Source organism: Corallococcus carmarthensis (assembly GCF_003611695.1).
GTDB lineage: Bacteria > Myxococcota > Myxococcia > Myxococcales > Myxococcaceae > Corallococcus > Corallococcus carmarthensis.
The window spans coordinates 23,436-38,024 of the sequence record NZ_RAWE01000078.1; the positions used below are offsets into that span (position 1 = coordinate 23,436).

At 70.2% G+C, this 14,589-nt stretch carries 13 protein-coding genes; 2 read left to right on the forward strand and 11 right to left on the reverse strand.

Annotated elements, in window-relative coordinates:
- Positions 1-58: 58 nt before the first annotated feature.
- The 7 genes from D7X32_RS21375 to D7X32_RS21405 all read right to left on the reverse strand — a co-directional run bounded on the left by D7X32_RS21375 (position 59) and on the right by D7X32_RS21405 (position 4,846).
- Entirely contained in the window at positions 59-1,012 is a 954-nt protein-coding gene (locus tag D7X32_RS21375) for an aldo/keto reductase (protein ID WP_120604428.1), read from the reverse strand.
- Between the two features lie 40 nt (positions 1,013-1,052).
- A complete protein-coding gene (locus D7X32_RS21380) occupies positions 1,053-1,328 on the reverse strand; it encodes a DUF5985 family protein (RefSeq protein ID WP_120604416.1) in 276 nt (91 codons plus the stop codon).
- 2 nt (positions 1,329-1,330) lie between these two features.
- Positions 1,331-1,588: a DUF5985 family protein gene (locus D7X32_RS21385; protein ID WP_120604417.1), complete on the reverse strand. Its 258-nt coding sequence runs from the start codon at positions 1,586-1,588 to the stop codon at positions 1,331-1,333.
- A complete protein-coding gene (locus tag D7X32_RS21390; protein ID WP_120604418.1) occupies positions 1,581-1,988 on the reverse strand; it encodes a hypothetical protein in 408 nt (135 codons plus the stop codon). Before D7X32_RS21390 ends, D7X32_RS21385 begins: the two co-directional genes overlap by 8 nt.
- Before the next feature lie 128 nt (positions 1,989-2,116).
- Entirely contained in the window at positions 2,117-2,938 is an 822-nt protein-coding gene (locus D7X32_RS21395; protein ID WP_120604419.1) for a hypothetical protein, read from the reverse strand.
- Between the two features lie 31 nt (positions 2,939-2,969).
- Positions 2,970-3,359 (reverse strand): response regulator, encoded by a 390-nt coding sequence (locus D7X32_RS21400; RefSeq protein ID WP_120604420.1) that lies wholly within the window; start codon positions 3,357-3,359, stop codon positions 2,970-2,972.
- Between the two features lie 14 nt (positions 3,360-3,373).
- The gene (locus tag D7X32_RS21405; RefSeq protein ID WP_120604421.1) at positions 3,374-4,846 is read right to left on the reverse strand and encodes an ATPase domain-containing protein; all 1,473 of its coding nucleotides are present in this window, start codon (positions 4,844-4,846) and stop codon (positions 3,374-3,376) included.
- A gap of 81 nt (positions 4,847-4,927) precedes the next feature.
- Here D7X32_RS21405 and D7X32_RS21410 point away from each other — a divergent pair, with 81 nt between their 5' ends.
- Both D7X32_RS21410 and D7X32_RS21415 read left to right on the forward strand, forming a co-directional pair.
- Positions 4,928-6,274 carry a short-chain fatty acid transporter gene (locus tag D7X32_RS21410; RefSeq protein WP_120604422.1) on the forward strand — a complete coding sequence of 449 codons (1,347 nt, stop codon included), beginning with the start codon at positions 4,928-4,930 and terminating at the stop codon, positions 6,272-6,274.
- 131 nt (positions 6,275-6,405) lie between these two features.
- A complete protein-coding gene (locus tag D7X32_RS21415) occupies positions 6,406-6,909 on the forward strand; it encodes a hypothetical protein (protein WP_120604423.1) in 504 nt (167 codons plus the stop codon).
- A 79-nt stretch (positions 6,910-6,988) separates the two neighbouring features.
- On the opposite strand, the gene D7X32_RS46865 is transcribed toward D7X32_RS21415, so the two are convergent.
- From D7X32_RS46865 to D7X32_RS21435, 4 genes are all read right to left on the reverse strand, one after another.
- A complete protein-coding gene (locus tag D7X32_RS46865; RefSeq protein WP_244239119.1) occupies positions 6,989-8,785 on the reverse strand; it encodes a DUF4397 domain-containing protein in 1,797 nt (598 codons plus the stop codon).
- A gap of 60 nt (positions 8,786-8,845) precedes the next feature.
- The gene (locus D7X32_RS21425; RefSeq protein WP_120604424.1) at positions 8,846-11,620 is read right to left on the reverse strand and encodes a hypothetical protein; all 2,775 of its coding nucleotides are present in this window, start codon (positions 11,618-11,620) and stop codon (positions 8,846-8,848) included.
- A gap of 220 nt (positions 11,621-11,840) precedes the next feature.
- The gene (locus D7X32_RS21430) at positions 11,841-12,887 is read right to left on the reverse strand and encodes a Vgb family protein (RefSeq protein ID WP_208752501.1); all 1,047 of its coding nucleotides are present in this window, start codon (positions 12,885-12,887) and stop codon (positions 11,841-11,843) included.
- 113 nt (positions 12,888-13,000) lie between these two features.
- Positions 13,001-14,008 (reverse strand): type 2 periplasmic-binding domain-containing protein, encoded by a 1,008-nt coding sequence (locus D7X32_RS21435; RefSeq protein ID WP_120604425.1) that lies wholly within the window; start codon positions 14,006-14,008, stop codon positions 13,001-13,003.
- Between the last annotated feature and the right edge of the window lie 581 nt (positions 14,009-14,589).

Here is a 14,589-nt window from a genome sequence, read left to right on the forward strand (position 1 = left end):
TTCAATACGAGTGTCCGGCAGGCAACCCGTTCAGGCCCGGCAGCCTACGCGCCGCGACTCAGGCAGCAGTGACATCCGGTGAAGGCGGGTTCCACCACACCGCGCCCTTGCCCTGGATGGCCGCGTGCGCCCGGTCGCGCACCGCATGGAGCTCCGCCGCGTCCAGGGGCCGGAAGGCCGAGGCCGCTCGCAGCGCGGCGTCCTGTTCGTTCGGGAAGCTCATCCCCATCAACATCACGTCCGGATCCACCGTGAGCGTGTACCGCACGCACTCCTCCACCGACAGGTGCGGCAGCGCCGGCATGCCACGCGCCTCACCGCCAGAGCTCACCTTGCCGCGCGGCCGCTCCTGGAGCGGCCGGCCATAGCCCTCCGTGTCCCCCAGCAGCTTGCCCGCGCCGAACGTCTTGAACGACACCACGCCCACGCCCTTCTCACGCGCCAGGGGCAGCACCTCCTCCACGTAGCGCGCGTCCACGAACGGCCCCAGCGGGAACATCACCACGTCACACCGCCCGGAGCGCACCGCCGCCACCAGCGCGTCCGGGTGGTGGCAGGAGATGCCCTTGAAGCGCGCCTGCCCCTTCTCCACGCACGCCTCCAACTGCTCCAGCGCGCCGCCCGGCCGGGCCAATTCCTCCCACTGCGCCAGTGACTTCACCGCGTGCAGCGCGAACAGGTCCACCGACGGCAGGCCCAGCCGCCGCAAGGAGGCCTCCACCTGCGGCGCCACCGGCGCGTCCAGCACGTCCACCTTGTCGATGACGAACACGCCCTCGCGCCGGCCGCGCAGGGCCTCGCCCACGACCTCCTCGCTCAGGCCGTCCTCGTAGCCGGGCGCCGTGTCGATGACGTTGAGCCCCGCGTCCAGCGCCCGCGTGAGCGTGGCGACGAGCTGCTCGCGCGGCACCGTGCGGTCCGCCAGGTCGCCAATGCCTACCGCCGTCGCGGTGAAGCCCGTGCGCCCCAACGGGCGGCGCGGAGTGAAGCGGGGAAGCGAAGTCGGGGTCATGAAGAGGGTCCTCCCGCGGGACGAGGAGGAGAACAGCATCTCACCCGGAGCCGCGCCCCGCCCGGTTCTTGTCCCAGATGGCTCCCAGGATGAGCAGGTAGGCCACCAGGCGCACGACGTACAGGTAGTGGATGCGCTCGCTGTCCAGGTCCGGCGCCAGCAGCGCGCCCAGCACGTTGTGCACCCCCATCAGCGTGAAGGACAGGGAGAACAGCGCGAAGAGCCGGTCCTTCGACTGGAGATAGAAGCGCAGGAAGAACAGGGCGCACGCCAGGTACGCCATCAACACCGCGCCGTCGAGCAGGGGCTTCAACATGCTCAGGACACGTCCCAGATGAGGCCGAAGAGCAGCACGCCGCTGCCCACCAGCGACGTCACCGTGCGCGCCAGTGACAAATCCCCCGCTGGGATGAGCACCAGGTCCACGAAGAGCAACACGTTGTTCAGGGTGAAGACCGTGAAGCACAGACCGCTGTAGAGCAGCAGCTTCATCCGTGTGCGCCGCCAGGCCCGCAGCAGCAGCACCGCGCACGCCGCGCTCGTCAACGCGCACAGGAGGTAGACCGCCTCAGCCATGTCCGTCGCCGTCCTTGTCCTTCTTGAACACGAACGCGTCCGCGAAGCCCCGCACCCGGTCCATGGGCCGTGAGAAGATGAACGAAATCACGCTCACGCGGCGGGCCGCGTACGCGGACGCCAGCTCCGCCGTGGCCTGCACGTCGTCCGACCGGTCGGGACTGAACCGGAAGGCGTCCTCCCCCACGCCATCCTGGAGAAGCAACCCTCCCGTCTTCAGCTCCGCCATGCGGCGGGCCGCGGAGGCTTCGGTGATGCGCAGCTCCAGGGCCACCGCCGACGCCGTCCACGCCCGGTCCGTGCGGGCGCGAAGCAGGAGGAGCACCTCCAGCTTCTCGATGGACTCGATGTGCGTCGTGAGGAAGCGCTGGACCCGTGGAGAAAGGCCGGCGTCAGTCACGCCTCCACCTATGGACCCAGATACTTTGTGAATCAACCTTTCTGTTGCGGGCGGTTGTTCACAGTTTCACACGAGCCCGGCCCCCTGCCTGCTCCGAGTGCGTCACGGCAGGGGGTGCCTGTTTCCGCCTAGTTGCGGACGCGGGGGGCGGGGGCGCGCACGCGGACGTCCATGCGGGCGTCCCCGGCCACCATGCTGCTCAGGGCCTCCGGCTGGGACGGCGACAGGCGGGCCACGGCGCGCAGGGCGGCCACCAGGATGAGGGCCTCCAGGCTGGAGGGCACCTCCAGGCCTTCGGGACCGGCCTTCACGGGCAGGGGCAGCCGGGGCGCGCGGCCGGCGGCGGACAGCGCCTCCACGGCGTAGGCGGGGCGGGCCTCCAGCGACACGGTGATGGCGGGCAGCGCGCGGGCCTCCTTGTCGGCGCCGTGCACCTGGAGCTCCAGCAGCCGCCCCAAAGAGCCGGGGGACAGGTAGAGGGCCAGGCCCGAGGGGCCGTCGTCGTCACCATGGAAGACGCAGCCCTCGTAGGTGTGCTCGTGCGCGCCCGTCACATCCACCACGAAGGGCTGGCTGTCGTCCCAGTGCGTCCAGGGCTTCGCGTCCCAGAACTCGGTGGCGGACTGGACGAAGAGCAGCGCCTTGTCACTGCCCAGCCCGGACACGCCCATCTGGCCCCAGGCGAGGAACGTGGCGATGGCCGCCCGCGCGGAGAGCGCCGCGGGGGACGGGGGCGCCACGGCCAGGCCCAGCGCTTCAGCGGCGTCCGCCAGCGCGGGCTCGCAGGACACCTGGGACGGCTCCAGGCCGGCGATGAGGGCGCGCACGCCCGCGACGTCCGTCTGTTCGAAGACGGGGGCGGACGGGTCGCCCGTCTCGCCGATGCGCAGGTAGACGCCGGTGGTGCCCACGGAGAGGGGCACCGGACCCAGCTTCAGCAGGTGGAACATGGCGGACCCTCCGGGCACGCGGATCTTCGCTTCACCCTCCCCTGAGACGGGGATTCGCGTCCAGGGCCCTGCGCACCAGCTTCATCAGGGCGCGGATGTCGAACGGCTTCTGGAGGAACTCCATGCCCGGGTGCAGGCGCTTGAGGCCGTTGACGTCCACGGCGCTCATGCCCAGCACGGGGATGGTGCGCAGCGACGGGTCCTGCTGGATGCGCTCAATCAGCGCGGGGCCATCCAGCACGGGCATCATCCAGTCCGTCAGCACCAGGTCCGGCTTCACCTCCGCCATGCGCTCCAGGGCCTCGCGGCCATGGGACGCCGTGAGCACGCGGTAGCCCTCCTCCCTCAGGAGGTCCGCGAGCGCCTCCAGGATGCCCTGCTCGTCGTCCACCACCAGCACGGTCTCGGTCGCGGGAACCACGGGTCCTCTGGGGGTCAGGAGTGGTTGCCCGGGAAGCGGGCGATGCCGGTGAGCAGCAACTCGGGCGACGGCTGGAAGGGGGGCTGGATCTCGATTCCCTGGGAGGTGATGAGGAACTCGCGCAGCGTCGGGTCGTAGTCCGCGTCACGCAGCTTGAAGATGGAGAGCAGCCGCCTCAGACGGCCATTGAGTTCCAGGTGGCGCATGAACAGCAGGTTCTCCGCCACGCCGGACAGGCCGGTGCCCAGGGGAACGTCCATCTCCGGGCCGAAGAGACGCGGCGTCTCCAGCGTGAAGACGGTCGTCACCCCGTGGCGTCGCAATTCCTGCGTGAGCGCGGCGAAGAAAGGGCTGATCCGCGCCGGCTCGTTCGTGGTCTCCACCATGGCGCTCAGGCCGTCCACGAACAGGCGCTTCACGCCGCGTTTGCGCACGTCCTCCAGCATGGTGTGCGCGACGAGGTCCAGGTTGCACTCGGCGGGCATGTTCCACTGGAGCACCAGCCGGCCCTCCTTCACCGCGCCGCCCAGCGACAGCCCCACGTTGGCCGTCTTGTGCAGCAGCCGGTCCGGCCCCTCGTAGAAGCTCACCATCAGGCAGGGCTCGCCCAGGCGGATCCCTTCGGCCAGGTGGCTCGCGCCCAGGAGCGTCTTGCCGCAGCCCGGCGGCCCCATCACCAGCGTGGTGGACGCCGCCGCGATGCCCTCCGGAATCATGGCATCCAACGTGGGCACGCCGAAGCGCACGCGCTGCGTGCCCCAGTCCGGCGGCTGCGCGCGGCTGACCATGGTCTCCAGGCGGGGGAACACCTCCAGGCCCGCCTCGGAGATGCGGAAGTGGTGCGAGCCATTGAGGCTGGCGCTGCCCCGGAACTTGCGCACCTGGAGTTCGCGCCACGAACGCATGGCGGCCGTGCGCTCGCGCAGCTCCAGGATGCCGTCCACCATGGTGTATTCCGGGTGCACGGTGGGGCCCACGCTGCTCGTGAGCAAGAGCGCGGTGAAGCGCGACAGGCCGGCGGACACCTGGAGCTCGTGGATGAACTTCTTGAAGTCGCGGCTGCTGCCCGCGGCCTCCTGCGCCTGCACCAGGCCGTCCAGCACCAGGATGCCCGCGCCGTGGTTGCGCATCTCCCGGCGCAAGAGCTCCAGCAGGCCCGGCAGCCCCTGCTCCTCCAGCATGCGGAAGCCGCTGACGTAGTAGATGCGCTGCGGCAGCTGGGAGGCGTCGAAGAACGCCATGCTGCGCAGGTTCGACAGCATGCGCGAGTGCGACTCCGCCAGCAGCGTCACGTAGAGGCAGCGCGTGCCCTGCTGGGCCTGCGAGTAGCAGAGCTGGTTGGCGAAGATGGTCTTCCCCGCGCCAGGCTCCCCCACGACGATGTAGACGCCCGACGCCACCAGGCCACCGCCCAGGATGGGGTCCAGTCCGGGAACGCCTGTCGCGATGCGCTCGAAGACGGGGGAGTGCTGCTCGCTAGGGGACATGGCGACCGCTCATACCGTAAAACCCGGGGTGTCGCCCCGGGAGTTTGTACCGGGGTCCCCTGACCGCCTGGAGCCCTCACCGTGGAAACCCTCGTCCGGTTCGCCGAAGGCCTGGGCCGCTTCTCCTCGCGCTTCGTCCCCAGCGCCTTCTCCATCGCCGTGCTGCTCACCCTGCTCACCATGGCGCTGGCCCTGGGCTGGGTGGGGGCCGCGCCGCCGGTGGTGCTGGACGCGTGGGGCGGCGGCTTCTGGGAGCTGCTCACCTTCTCCATGCAGATGGCGCTGGTGATGTTCACTGGTTACCTGCTCGCGCTCACCGCGCCGGTGAAGGCGCTGCTGGAGAAGGTCGCCAGCCTGCCCAGGAGCCCCCGGAGCGCCACCGCGCTGATGGCGGCGGTGTCCATGGCGCTCGCGTACTTCAACTGGGGCCTGTCGCTCGTCGCCAGCGCCATGCTGGTGCGCTTCATCGCGCGCAGGCGCCCGGACGTGGACTACCGGCTGCTGGTGGCGTGCGCCTACTTCGGGCTGGGCGCCACGTGGCACGCGGGCCTGTCCGCCTCCGCCCCGCTGCTGGTCGCGACGCCGGGGCACTTCCTGGAGAAGCAGCTGGGGGTCATCCCCATCGACCGGACGCTGTTCTCTCCCTTCAACATCGGCCTCACGCTGGCCGCGGTGGCGCTGCTCACGGCGCTGGCGTGGGCGCTGCACCCGTCGCCGGAGCGCACCGTGCGCGTGGAGCCCGCGGTGCTGGAGAAGCTGGCCGACTTCGTCCCGCCGGCGAAGCCGCAGGGCCGCCTGAGCCCCGCGGAGTGGCTGGATCATGCATGGCTGCTCAATGTCGTCTTCGGCGTGCTGGGCCTGGCGTGGTTCGGGCGGCACCTGTGGCTCCATGGCGGCTGGAAGGCGCTCAACCTCAACGTGGTGAACTTCACCTTCCTCACGCTGGCGGTGCTGCTGCACGGCACGCCCGCCCGGCTGCTCAAGGCGAGCGAGGAGGCGGCGAGCGTGCTGCACGGCATCGTGCTGCAGTTCCCGCTGTACGCGGGCATCTACGGCATCTTCAAGGCCACGGGGCTCACGGACCGCATCGGGGAGCTCTTCGTGTCGCTGTCCACGCAGCAGACCTTCCCGGCCATCGTGTATCTCTATAGCGGCGTGGTGAACTACTTCGTGCCCTCCGGCGGCTCCAAGTGGGCCATCGAGGCGCCCTACCTGTTGGATGCGGCGGGACGGCTGGGCGTGGCGCCGGAGAAGGTGGTGCTGGCGTACGCCTGGGGCGACATGGCCACCGACCTCATCCAACCCTTCTGGGCGCTGCCGCTGCTGGCCGTGGCGCGGTTGGAGTTCAAGGACATCCTCGGCTTCCTCCTGGTGGCCTTCCTCGCGTACCTGCCGCTGGTGACGCTGGGCTTCTTCCTCTTCGGATAGCGCGGCGCGCCCAACCCCGCCCCAGGCCCCGGAAGCCGGGGAATGGCCGCGGATGTTTCATGATAGACAGGCACACCGAGGGGCCGGACGTGGGCCGGCTTCCTCCAACATCAATGAGGGGACCCCAAGTCATGAAGAGCGTGTTCAACGGAAGCGTGCTGTGCGCGGTGCTGGGTGTGGCGTCGGTCGCGGGAGCGCAGGAGGCGGCGGCTCCGGCGGCGGAGACCGTGAAGGCTCCCAGCGCGGACGCGGTGCGCGACACCTGGAACTTCTTCTACAAGGGCCAGGGCCAGGGCCCCGTGCTGGTGGAGGCCAAGCTCTGCACGGAGGTGGCCAAGGACGGCCCCAACAAGTACGAGTGCACCGCCGAGGTGGGCCCCGAGGGCATCAAGGCGGGCACCACCGTGATGCTGTGGCAGAGCTACCTGGTGCCCCAGGGCGACTCCGTCGAGGACCTGACGGTGCAGGTGAAGCAGGGCGCCACCGTGCGCGAGACGAAGGACGTGAAGGTGAAGGGCGAGGGCTGGCGCGCGCGCCAGTGGACCGGCGTGAAGCTGGCCAAGCCCGGCAACTGGACCGTCGTGGTCATGCGCGGCGACCAGGTGCTCAAGGAAGTGCCGGTGAAGGTGCTGTAGTCCTTCGCCCGTCACGACGCACCGACGCCCGCCCGGGAGGCCTCCCAGGCGGGCGTTGTCGTTTCCAGGCGGATGGGGACTACGGCTGGAAGACGTCTTCGCCGCGAGGCGTGAGCACGCTCCAGGTGTTGGAGCGCAGGTTGAAGGCGCGGAACGTGAGGCCCGTCTCCCAGTCCCCCATCAGCAGGAACAGGTGGGGCCGCGCGAGGGGCAGGCCCTTCACGGACCGGTTCATGGCGGACGCGCCCACGGTGCCCCGGACGGCGTAGTAGACGTAGGTGCCCGTCACGTCGGTGCCCGTCGGCGCGGGGAAGGCCACGCCTGCCGTGGGGCCTCCGGATGCGCCGTACGCCACGTCCGCGATGACGGGCGTGAAGGTGTTGCCCCGGTTGACGCCGTCCCCGCTCACGTCGAAGAAGCCCAGGCTGGCGCCCGTCGCGGGCGACGTGGGGCAGGCGTTGATGAACCGCACGCGCGAGTCCTGCGCGTCGGACGGCAGGGTGTCCGGCACCACGAAGGCCCGCGGCGCCAGCGCGCCCGTTCCCCCCGCCTGACCGGAGACGACGACGAGGTAGCGGCGCCCCGCCTCCAGCGGCCCCGTCTGGACGCCGTCGAGCACGGACGTCGCGCCGTCGGACTGGAGGACGAACGACAGCGGATGCCCCGCCGCGCTGGCCGGCAGGTCACCGGGCTTGGGGTCCGCTCCGTACTGGAAGTCCGCCGCCACGGGCACGCCCTGGCTGAGCGCCTTCAGCGGCGCGCCCGAAGCGAGCGCGTGGAAGAAGTACATCAGCGGATCCCGCTTCAGGCGCACGGCCCCGTCCTTCGCCGCGGGGATGAGCAGCAGCGAGGAAGCGCCGGGGTCGTTCATCGCGCGCCGGTCGTCGCCGAAGGACACGGCGAAGTACGCGGTGCCCGCCGTCAGGGCATTCGTGGGCAGCGTGTAGGCCAGCTCGCCGCTCTGGGAAGGCGCAGGGTTGTCATTGCTCCCCCGGACGAGCAGCCGCGTCGTGGAAGCCACCGGGATGATGTGTCCCAGGGCTTCCGCGTCCGCGGTGAAGGGCGACACGTTGGGCAGATCCAGACCGGAGTCGGTCCGGATGAAGCGCGGCCGGCTGGCGGCGACCACGCGGTCCGCCGTCACGTGGCGCAGCCGCGCCTCTCCCGCGCCCACGGTCCCCAGGTCCCGGTCCCGCAGGGCCAGCAGCTTCGGCGTGTCGAACCGCACCGTGCCCACGCGCGACATGAGGCCCAGCGCGGCGACCGTGAGGTGTTCGCCCTCCGCGAGTGACACGCCCTGCAGCGTGGCCAGCGCCGCCTCCGTGGCGGGCCTGCCCGTGTTGCGCACGCGGAACGTCAGGTCCGTTCCAGGGGGCACCGGGACGAAGGCCGTCACCGACGTGTCCCCCGGCTCCACGCTGGAGAACAGGGGCAGCGCGTCGCCGAGCGACAGGTCCATGCGGTACGTCGCGGCCGTCCACGGGGTGTTGGGCTCCGAGGAGTTGCCTTCGAACAGCACGTTGACGAAGCGCACGTAGGCCGTGCCCGCGTCCACGCCGGCATCCGTCTGCGTTCCCGCGTCCGTCTGCGTCCCCGCATCCGTGCCCGCGTCCACGCCGGCATCCGTTTGCGTTCCCGCGTCCACGCCGGCATCCGTTTGCGTTCCCGCGTCCACGTGGGTGCCCGCATCCGTGTCCGTGCCTGCGTCAGGCTGCGGCGCGGGCGTGACGGCCACGCACTTCTCCTCCTGGCACGCCCAGACCTGCCCCGAGGGCGCGGCGCCCTCGTCGCGGCAATCAAAGGCATCCCGGCACTCGGTGGAATCACATCCAGCCAGCGCCGAGGCCAGGCCCACCACCAGCATCCACTGTCTCAAGCCGTGTCTCATCACGAGGGCTCCCTTCCCGGAGCAGGTGTTGCGGAACGATGGGGGACGTCAGGGCGTGGTGCGCTTCTCGCACTCGCCGCGCAGCGGGTAGATCCACCCCGCCGGGTGCTGCGTGAGCTGTTCCTTGAGGAAGAAGTAGGCCATCACGCCGACGTTGAACTCCGCGTGCTGGAGCCACTCGTTGACCGCCGCCATGTCCGTTCCCTCGCGGATCTCCTGCGTCAGCGGGTTGTCCAGGCCGCAGACCTGGGTCCACATCCGCGTGGCGCCAAACGAGGTGACGTTCGCGCTCGGGGGCGTGGCCGTCCCGAAGCGGCCCAGCCGGATGAGGTCGCACGCGCCGCGCGCCGCGCCGAGCATGTTCGCGCCCCACGCCGCCCAATCCCGGGCGTCTCCCGAGAAGTCGATGTCCACCTCGCCGTACTTCACCCACGCCTGCATGAACTCCTCGGAGAACTTCACCGTCGTTCCGCCAGAGGCCATCCACAGCAGGTAGCGGGCGCCGCCGTGCGGTCCGTACTCGGCCTCGAACGGGGCCAGGTTTGGCTTTCCTCCCGTCGTCCCGAAGAGGCCCGCCGCCAGGTTGGCCACGCGCGCGCCGTTGAGCGCCACCAGCGTCTTGGCCGCGCCGCTCTGGCCGTCGCCCGCGCGCCCGTGGCAGTTGGCGCAGATGCCCTGGAAGGCCGTGGCGCCGGGCGTGGAGTAGTAGAGCTGCCCGTAGGGACGGCGGGGCCGCCCCAGCTCATCCAGCATCCAGGGCTCCACCGGATCCGGCGCCGGCTTCGCGGGGAACGCGCAGCCCGCCTTGGCCACCCACCAGTTGGTGGCGAAGGGCTGCTTCGCCAGCTCCGCGTGCGCGTCCGTGATGGGGTAGCGCGTCAGCCTTTCGAAGGGAGGCTTGCCAATGGAGTCCTTCCAGGCCGGATTGCGCGGCTCATAGGGGACCTTGTCGGTGAAGTCCTCGGTGATCCACCGCACGTCGCTCGGCGGGGTGCACGAGGCGGCCACCGCGAGCTCCGCCTGCCGGATGCGCTCGGACGCCCTCGCCTCCTGCTCCGAGGGCGAAAGCGCCTCCTCCCCCTTCCAGCGCAGCGCCCCGATGTAGCGCGCCATCAGCAGCGCGGCGCGGCAGTCCTGCCCGGGCACGTTCGCGGGCATGTGGATGAGGCGCGCGTCCGTGTCGCGCGCCACGCGCTGGAAGAGCGTGCTGCTGGGCGTGCGCAGCAGCAGGTCCTTCGTGTAGTCGGGGACGGTGGCGGGGTCGCACACGGCATAGCTGCGCTGGCCGTTGCTCTCCTTCACGCCACAGGGGTTCCAGCCCGGCAGGATGCCGTTCGCGGAGAAGTCCAGCGAGGCAATGGCGGGGTTGCTCTGCGTGGCGAACCCGTTGGGGTTGTGGCACTGCGCGCAGTTGCCGATGAAGTACCCCTGCAACTCCAGCGTCTGCCGGTTCGGCGCCGGCTGCCCCTGGGGGACCGCCTGCCGGGCCTGGACCTCCAGCCTGGGCAGCAGGGCCTCCAATTCCTGCCGGGTGCCGGAGGCCGGCAGTCCGGTGATGACGCCCGCGCGCACCAGCCGCTCCACCTGGCTCCGCTCGTCCTCCAGGACCTGCGTGTTCACATCCACGCCCGCCTCACCGGGGGCGCGGCGGTTGAGCTGCAACGGCGTGAAGCCGAGCACGAAGTTCTGCGCCTCCGCACCCGAATGACAGTGGATGCACCGGTGCGCGCCAGGGATGGCGTAGTTGCGCGTCTTCCCGCTGCCCTCGTGCTCCGTGTAGACGAGGACGCGGTCGGAGAACGGCTCCCCGTTGCGGTAGCGCAGGTCATGCAACTGCGCGACCGTGCCTTCGTTGTTCCAGAGGTACGTGCCGAAGAGCGACTGGTTCCACGGCTCGCGCACGACGATGAGCCGCGTTTCGATCTTCTGGTAGCGCACGTAGCCGTCCCTGCCCGCGACGGCCTTGAAGAACGTCTTGTAGAAGCGCGTGTTGGGGGGGACCTGGAACTTCCCCGTCTGGGCGTCGTACCGGATGGACTGCCCCGCCGGCACGTGCACCTGGCGCAGCTTCTTCGCGTGGTCGGAGAAGAGCGGATAGGTGGGCGCGAAGGCGAACGTGCCGCGCGCGGCCAGCATCTCCGCGTCGAAGCTCATGATGTCCGTGTCCGTGTCCGACAAGAGGGGCGGCAGCTTCGTCAGCGCCGCGAAGGCCGCGTCCTTGTCCGGGTCACGGCCCAGCAGTTCCGGCTTCGTGACGTCCGGGATGCAGTTGCCCAGGTCCGTCATCGCGTCCGCCACCGCGGGCGCCACGGCGATTCCGCCGACAGCCTTCTCCTCGCAGGCCACCGGGAACGTGCCCGTGGGCGAGCCCTGTGAAAGCCAGGCATTGAGGACGCACGCCAACTCCACCGCCTTCTTCGTCTGCTCGGGCGAGGCCAGCGGAGGCATCTCTCCTTGGGAGGCCTTCAGCGCCATCCGCGCGCCTTCCTTCTTCAGCCCCTCCACGTCCGCGCCGTACTGGAAGCCGCCCACGATGTTGGGCGGCGCGTGGCATTGCGCGCACTGCGCATCCACCCGGGCCTTCAGCCCGTCGAAGGTCTCCGTGAAGGCCGCCACGGGCGCACCCGCGCGCAGGGGGATGCGCTCCCCCGAACGGGCGGGCGCGCAAGTAGAGGGCTTCACGACGACCACTCCGCCGTCGGAGGGCCCCGCGTCGGGCGGGGACTCCACCGGATTGGAGGAACAGCCCGACGCGATGACCACCCACAGCAGCAAGACCCCCCGGGTCAGACCTGTGGCGAACCCCTTGCGCTTCATTCCCATGTGGACGGGACCTCTCTCAGCGGTGACGGACAGGCACGGGGCCCGGCCTGGAAGGCTTGCGCGGCGGGGCGCCCGTTCTGGAAAGGCACCCTACCGCGCGAGCCCCGTCTGGCTTTGACAAGTCCTTGCAACAAACCCAGGCGTCGTGATGCTGACGCCGCGGGCCAAAGACAGGCACTCCGCGACGGACGTGAGTCCTTTCCGCCACGGCCGTGTGTCGTTACGGCGTCGTGACCAGCCGGAGCTTGCCCAGCTTGTTGCCGGAGCGCTCCGTGAACCAGACATTGCCGTCCAGACAGAAGAAGCCCGCCGGGCCAAAAGAGATGCCCGCGGGCCGGCTGCGCACGGTGGGCAGGTCGAACTCCGTGATGACGCCCGAGGCGGTGATGCGGCCCACCCGGTTGCCGCTCTGCTCGACGAACCAGATGTGGCCGTCCGCGCCGGGCGACACGGCGACCGGGGCGCTGGCGGGGTTGGGCAGGGCGTACTCGGTCACCGTCCCGTCCACGGTGATGCGGCCCACCTTGTTGCCCAGCTGCTCGGTGAACCACATGGCGCCATCCAGGCCCGGCGCGATGGCGCTGGGGAAGCTGGAGGCGGTGGGGATGGCGAACTCGGTGATGACGCCATCGGCGGTGATGCGGCCCACCTTGTTGCCCGCCTGTTCGGTGAACCAGACGTTGCCATCCACGCCCAGGGAGATGGCGCGCGGCTGCGCGTCAGGCGTGGGGAGGGCGAACCCGGTGATGACGCCATCCGGGGTGATGCGGCCAATCCGGTTGCCCACCTGCTCGGTGAACCAGACGTTGCCGTCCAGGCCCGCGGTGATGCCAGACGGCGCGGCGCCCGCCTGCGGCAGCGGGAACTCCGTCACCACGCCAGCCGGAGTGATGCGGCCAATGCGGCCCGCGCCCAACTCCGTGAACCAGACGTTGCCGTCCAGGCCCGCGGTGATGCCCTGGGGCGAGGCGAAGGCGGTGGGCAGGTCGAACCCGGTCACCACGCCCTGCCGCGTGGCGCGGCCAATCCGGTTGGTGCCCGGCTGCGTGAACCAGACGTTGCCGTCCGGGCCCACGGTGATGCCCACGGGGGACGCGCCCGGCTCCAGGGCAATCTCCTCCACGGTGCCCGCGGTCCCGGACGGCTGACGGCAGAGCCAGGGGAGCGGCCGGGTGGAGGACGCGGTGGCCAGGCCCGTGTCCTGGGCGAGGGCGGGAACGGCGAAGAGGAACGCGGAGGCGAGCGACAGCTTCACGGCGGAACGCATGCGAAGGCTCCAGGAGGCAGGACGGCGGAAGAGGTCACGGCAAAACGGGCCGGGAGGGCACCTGCCCTCCCGGCCCTGACAACGCCTCCGCCCCGAGCGGAGGGGAGCAGCAATCAGTTGCAGACGCCGGCGCCGCGGCCGTCGTTGTTCGCGCCGCCGCACTTCAGCGCGCCGGACGTGTTGCAGGAGATGAAGCCCTGGGTCACCAGGATGTTCTCGAACTGGGCCTTGCCGGAGCCGTAGACCCAGTCATAGAGGATGGCCTCTTCATCCGAGCGCACGTTGGTGGTGCTCTCGTTGAGGAACAGCGCGCGGGCCAGCGGGTAGGCATTGGCCTTGTCGGTGAGGAACTTGCGGACGTTGTCCACCGAGGGGGCGATGCTGTTGACGCTCAGCGCCTTGTTGCCCGTGCGCTTCGCGGAGTCACCGGAGTAGCCAATGGCGTTGGAGTCGGTCGCGGTCAGGTAGCCGATGCACGCCGTGGCGCTGGCGTTGGCGCCGGCGGTGACGCCGGCCGGGCTGGTGCAGGCCGCCGGCAGGCTTCCTTCCGCGACGACGATGACGCCCGGGCAGAAGGTGCCGCCGCCCACCAGGGACTTGAAGGTGTCCGTGGTGCCGGACAGGTCGTCGCGGCGGTACTTCGTGAGGGTGCTGGTGCACGAGCCGGTGATGGCCGCACCCGAGGCGTTCGTGGCGAAGAACGTCTTCTGCAGGTCCGCCAGGGTGATGTTGGTCAGCGTGTTGCTGGTGTTCACGAACGCGTTCACCGCGTCCAGCGCGACGATGTTGCTCTTCTCACCCGTGAGGCACGGGGTCTTCAGGTCGCGCGACATGGGCGCGAGCGCCTGCTGGCCGGGGCCGCAGAAGCCGGCCGAGCCGCCGCGCAGACAGCCCTCACCGACGCCGGAGCCCTTGCCCTGGACGTTCAGGCCCGCGCCCGCCGCGCCATCCGCCGCGATCAACGCCGCCTTCAGCGTGTCGGAGCCGTAGAACTCCAGGTTGGGGCCCAGCCCCTGCGCCACCGTCTTCGTGTCCTCCGCGCTGGCGCCCGACTCACCACCGCAGCCCACAGCCGACATCGCGACCACCGCGGCGGACATCACCCACGTCATCATCTTCATGGACAGCTCCTGGTTGGTGCTGGATGCAGGTTGAACAGCCCTGGAACGGCGCCCGGGCCCCCCTCCGGGCAGACCCCGGCCCTGCCGCGTCACGCGGTCACGAAGACGTGGCAATGGCGGGGAACCATCGAGCCCGGCGCTTCCCGGATTCGACGGGACGCAAGATGCCGCAATGCCAGACAACGAGGTGCCTCAAACGCGTCAAGAATTCGCGTTGGCAAGGTCACACCGCGCGAGTGGATTCTTCCAGCGCGGCCCTGAGGCCTTCGCAACCCGGTTGCCGGAGCAACCCTGTCACGAACGTGCATCGCCGCGTTCCGGAGCAGCAGGCAGGCGTCAGGCGTTGGAACTCAAACATCCGGATGCGAGTGATGACTTTCACGCAGTCCAGGGGCCCGTCCGGGCCTCTGGCTGTTTTTTCATCCCGGCCCTCCCCCGGAGCGGGAGTTTTTTCAGACAAGCCGACAGCGCCCTCCTCCGCACGGGCGGGGTCCGTCCGGATTCCCGAGGGAACACCCTTGCCAGGACACGTTGGCCGCGCGCTTGCAGAAGGGTCTGGGCGCGGTTGAAGGGTGGGGGAG

What these genes read in the sequence shown, in the direction of transcription:
- D7X32_RS21375 (WP_120604428.1), bottom strand. Translation starts at nt 1,012, where the DNA reads ATGACCCCGACTTCGCTTCCCCGCTTCACTCCGCGCCGCCCGTTGGGG.
- D7X32_RS21380 (WP_120604416.1), bottom strand. Translation starts at nt 1,328, where the DNA reads ATGTTGAAGCCCCTGCTCGACGGCGCGGTGTTGATGGCGTACCTGGCG.
- D7X32_RS21385 (WP_120604417.1), bottom strand. Translation starts at nt 1,588, where the DNA reads ATGGCTGAGGCGGTCTACCTCCTGTGCGCGTTGACGAGCGCGGCGTGC.
- D7X32_RS21395 (WP_120604419.1), bottom strand. Translation starts at nt 2,938, where the DNA reads ATGTTCCACCTGCTGAAGCTGGGTCCGGTGCCCCTCTCCGTGGGCACC.
- D7X32_RS21405 (WP_120604421.1), bottom strand. Translation starts at nt 4,846, where the DNA reads ATGTCCCCTAGCGAGCAGCACTCCCCCGTCTTCGAGCGCATCGCGACA.
- D7X32_RS21415 (WP_120604423.1), top strand. Translation starts at nt 6,406, where the DNA reads ATGAAGAGCGTGTTCAACGGAAGCGTGCTGTGCGCGGTGCTGGGTGTG.
- D7X32_RS21425 (WP_120604424.1), bottom strand. Translation starts at nt 11,620, where the DNA reads ATGGGAATGAAGCGCAAGGGGTTCGCCACAGGTCTGACCCGGGGGGTC.
- D7X32_RS21430 (WP_208752501.1), bottom strand. Translation starts at nt 12,887, where the DNA reads ATGCGTTCCGCCGTGAAGCTGTCGCTCGCCTCCGCGTTCCTCTTCGCC.
- D7X32_RS21435 (WP_120604425.1), bottom strand. Translation starts at nt 14,008, where the DNA reads ATGAAGATGATGACGTGGGTGATGTCCGCCGCGGTGGTCGCGATGTCG.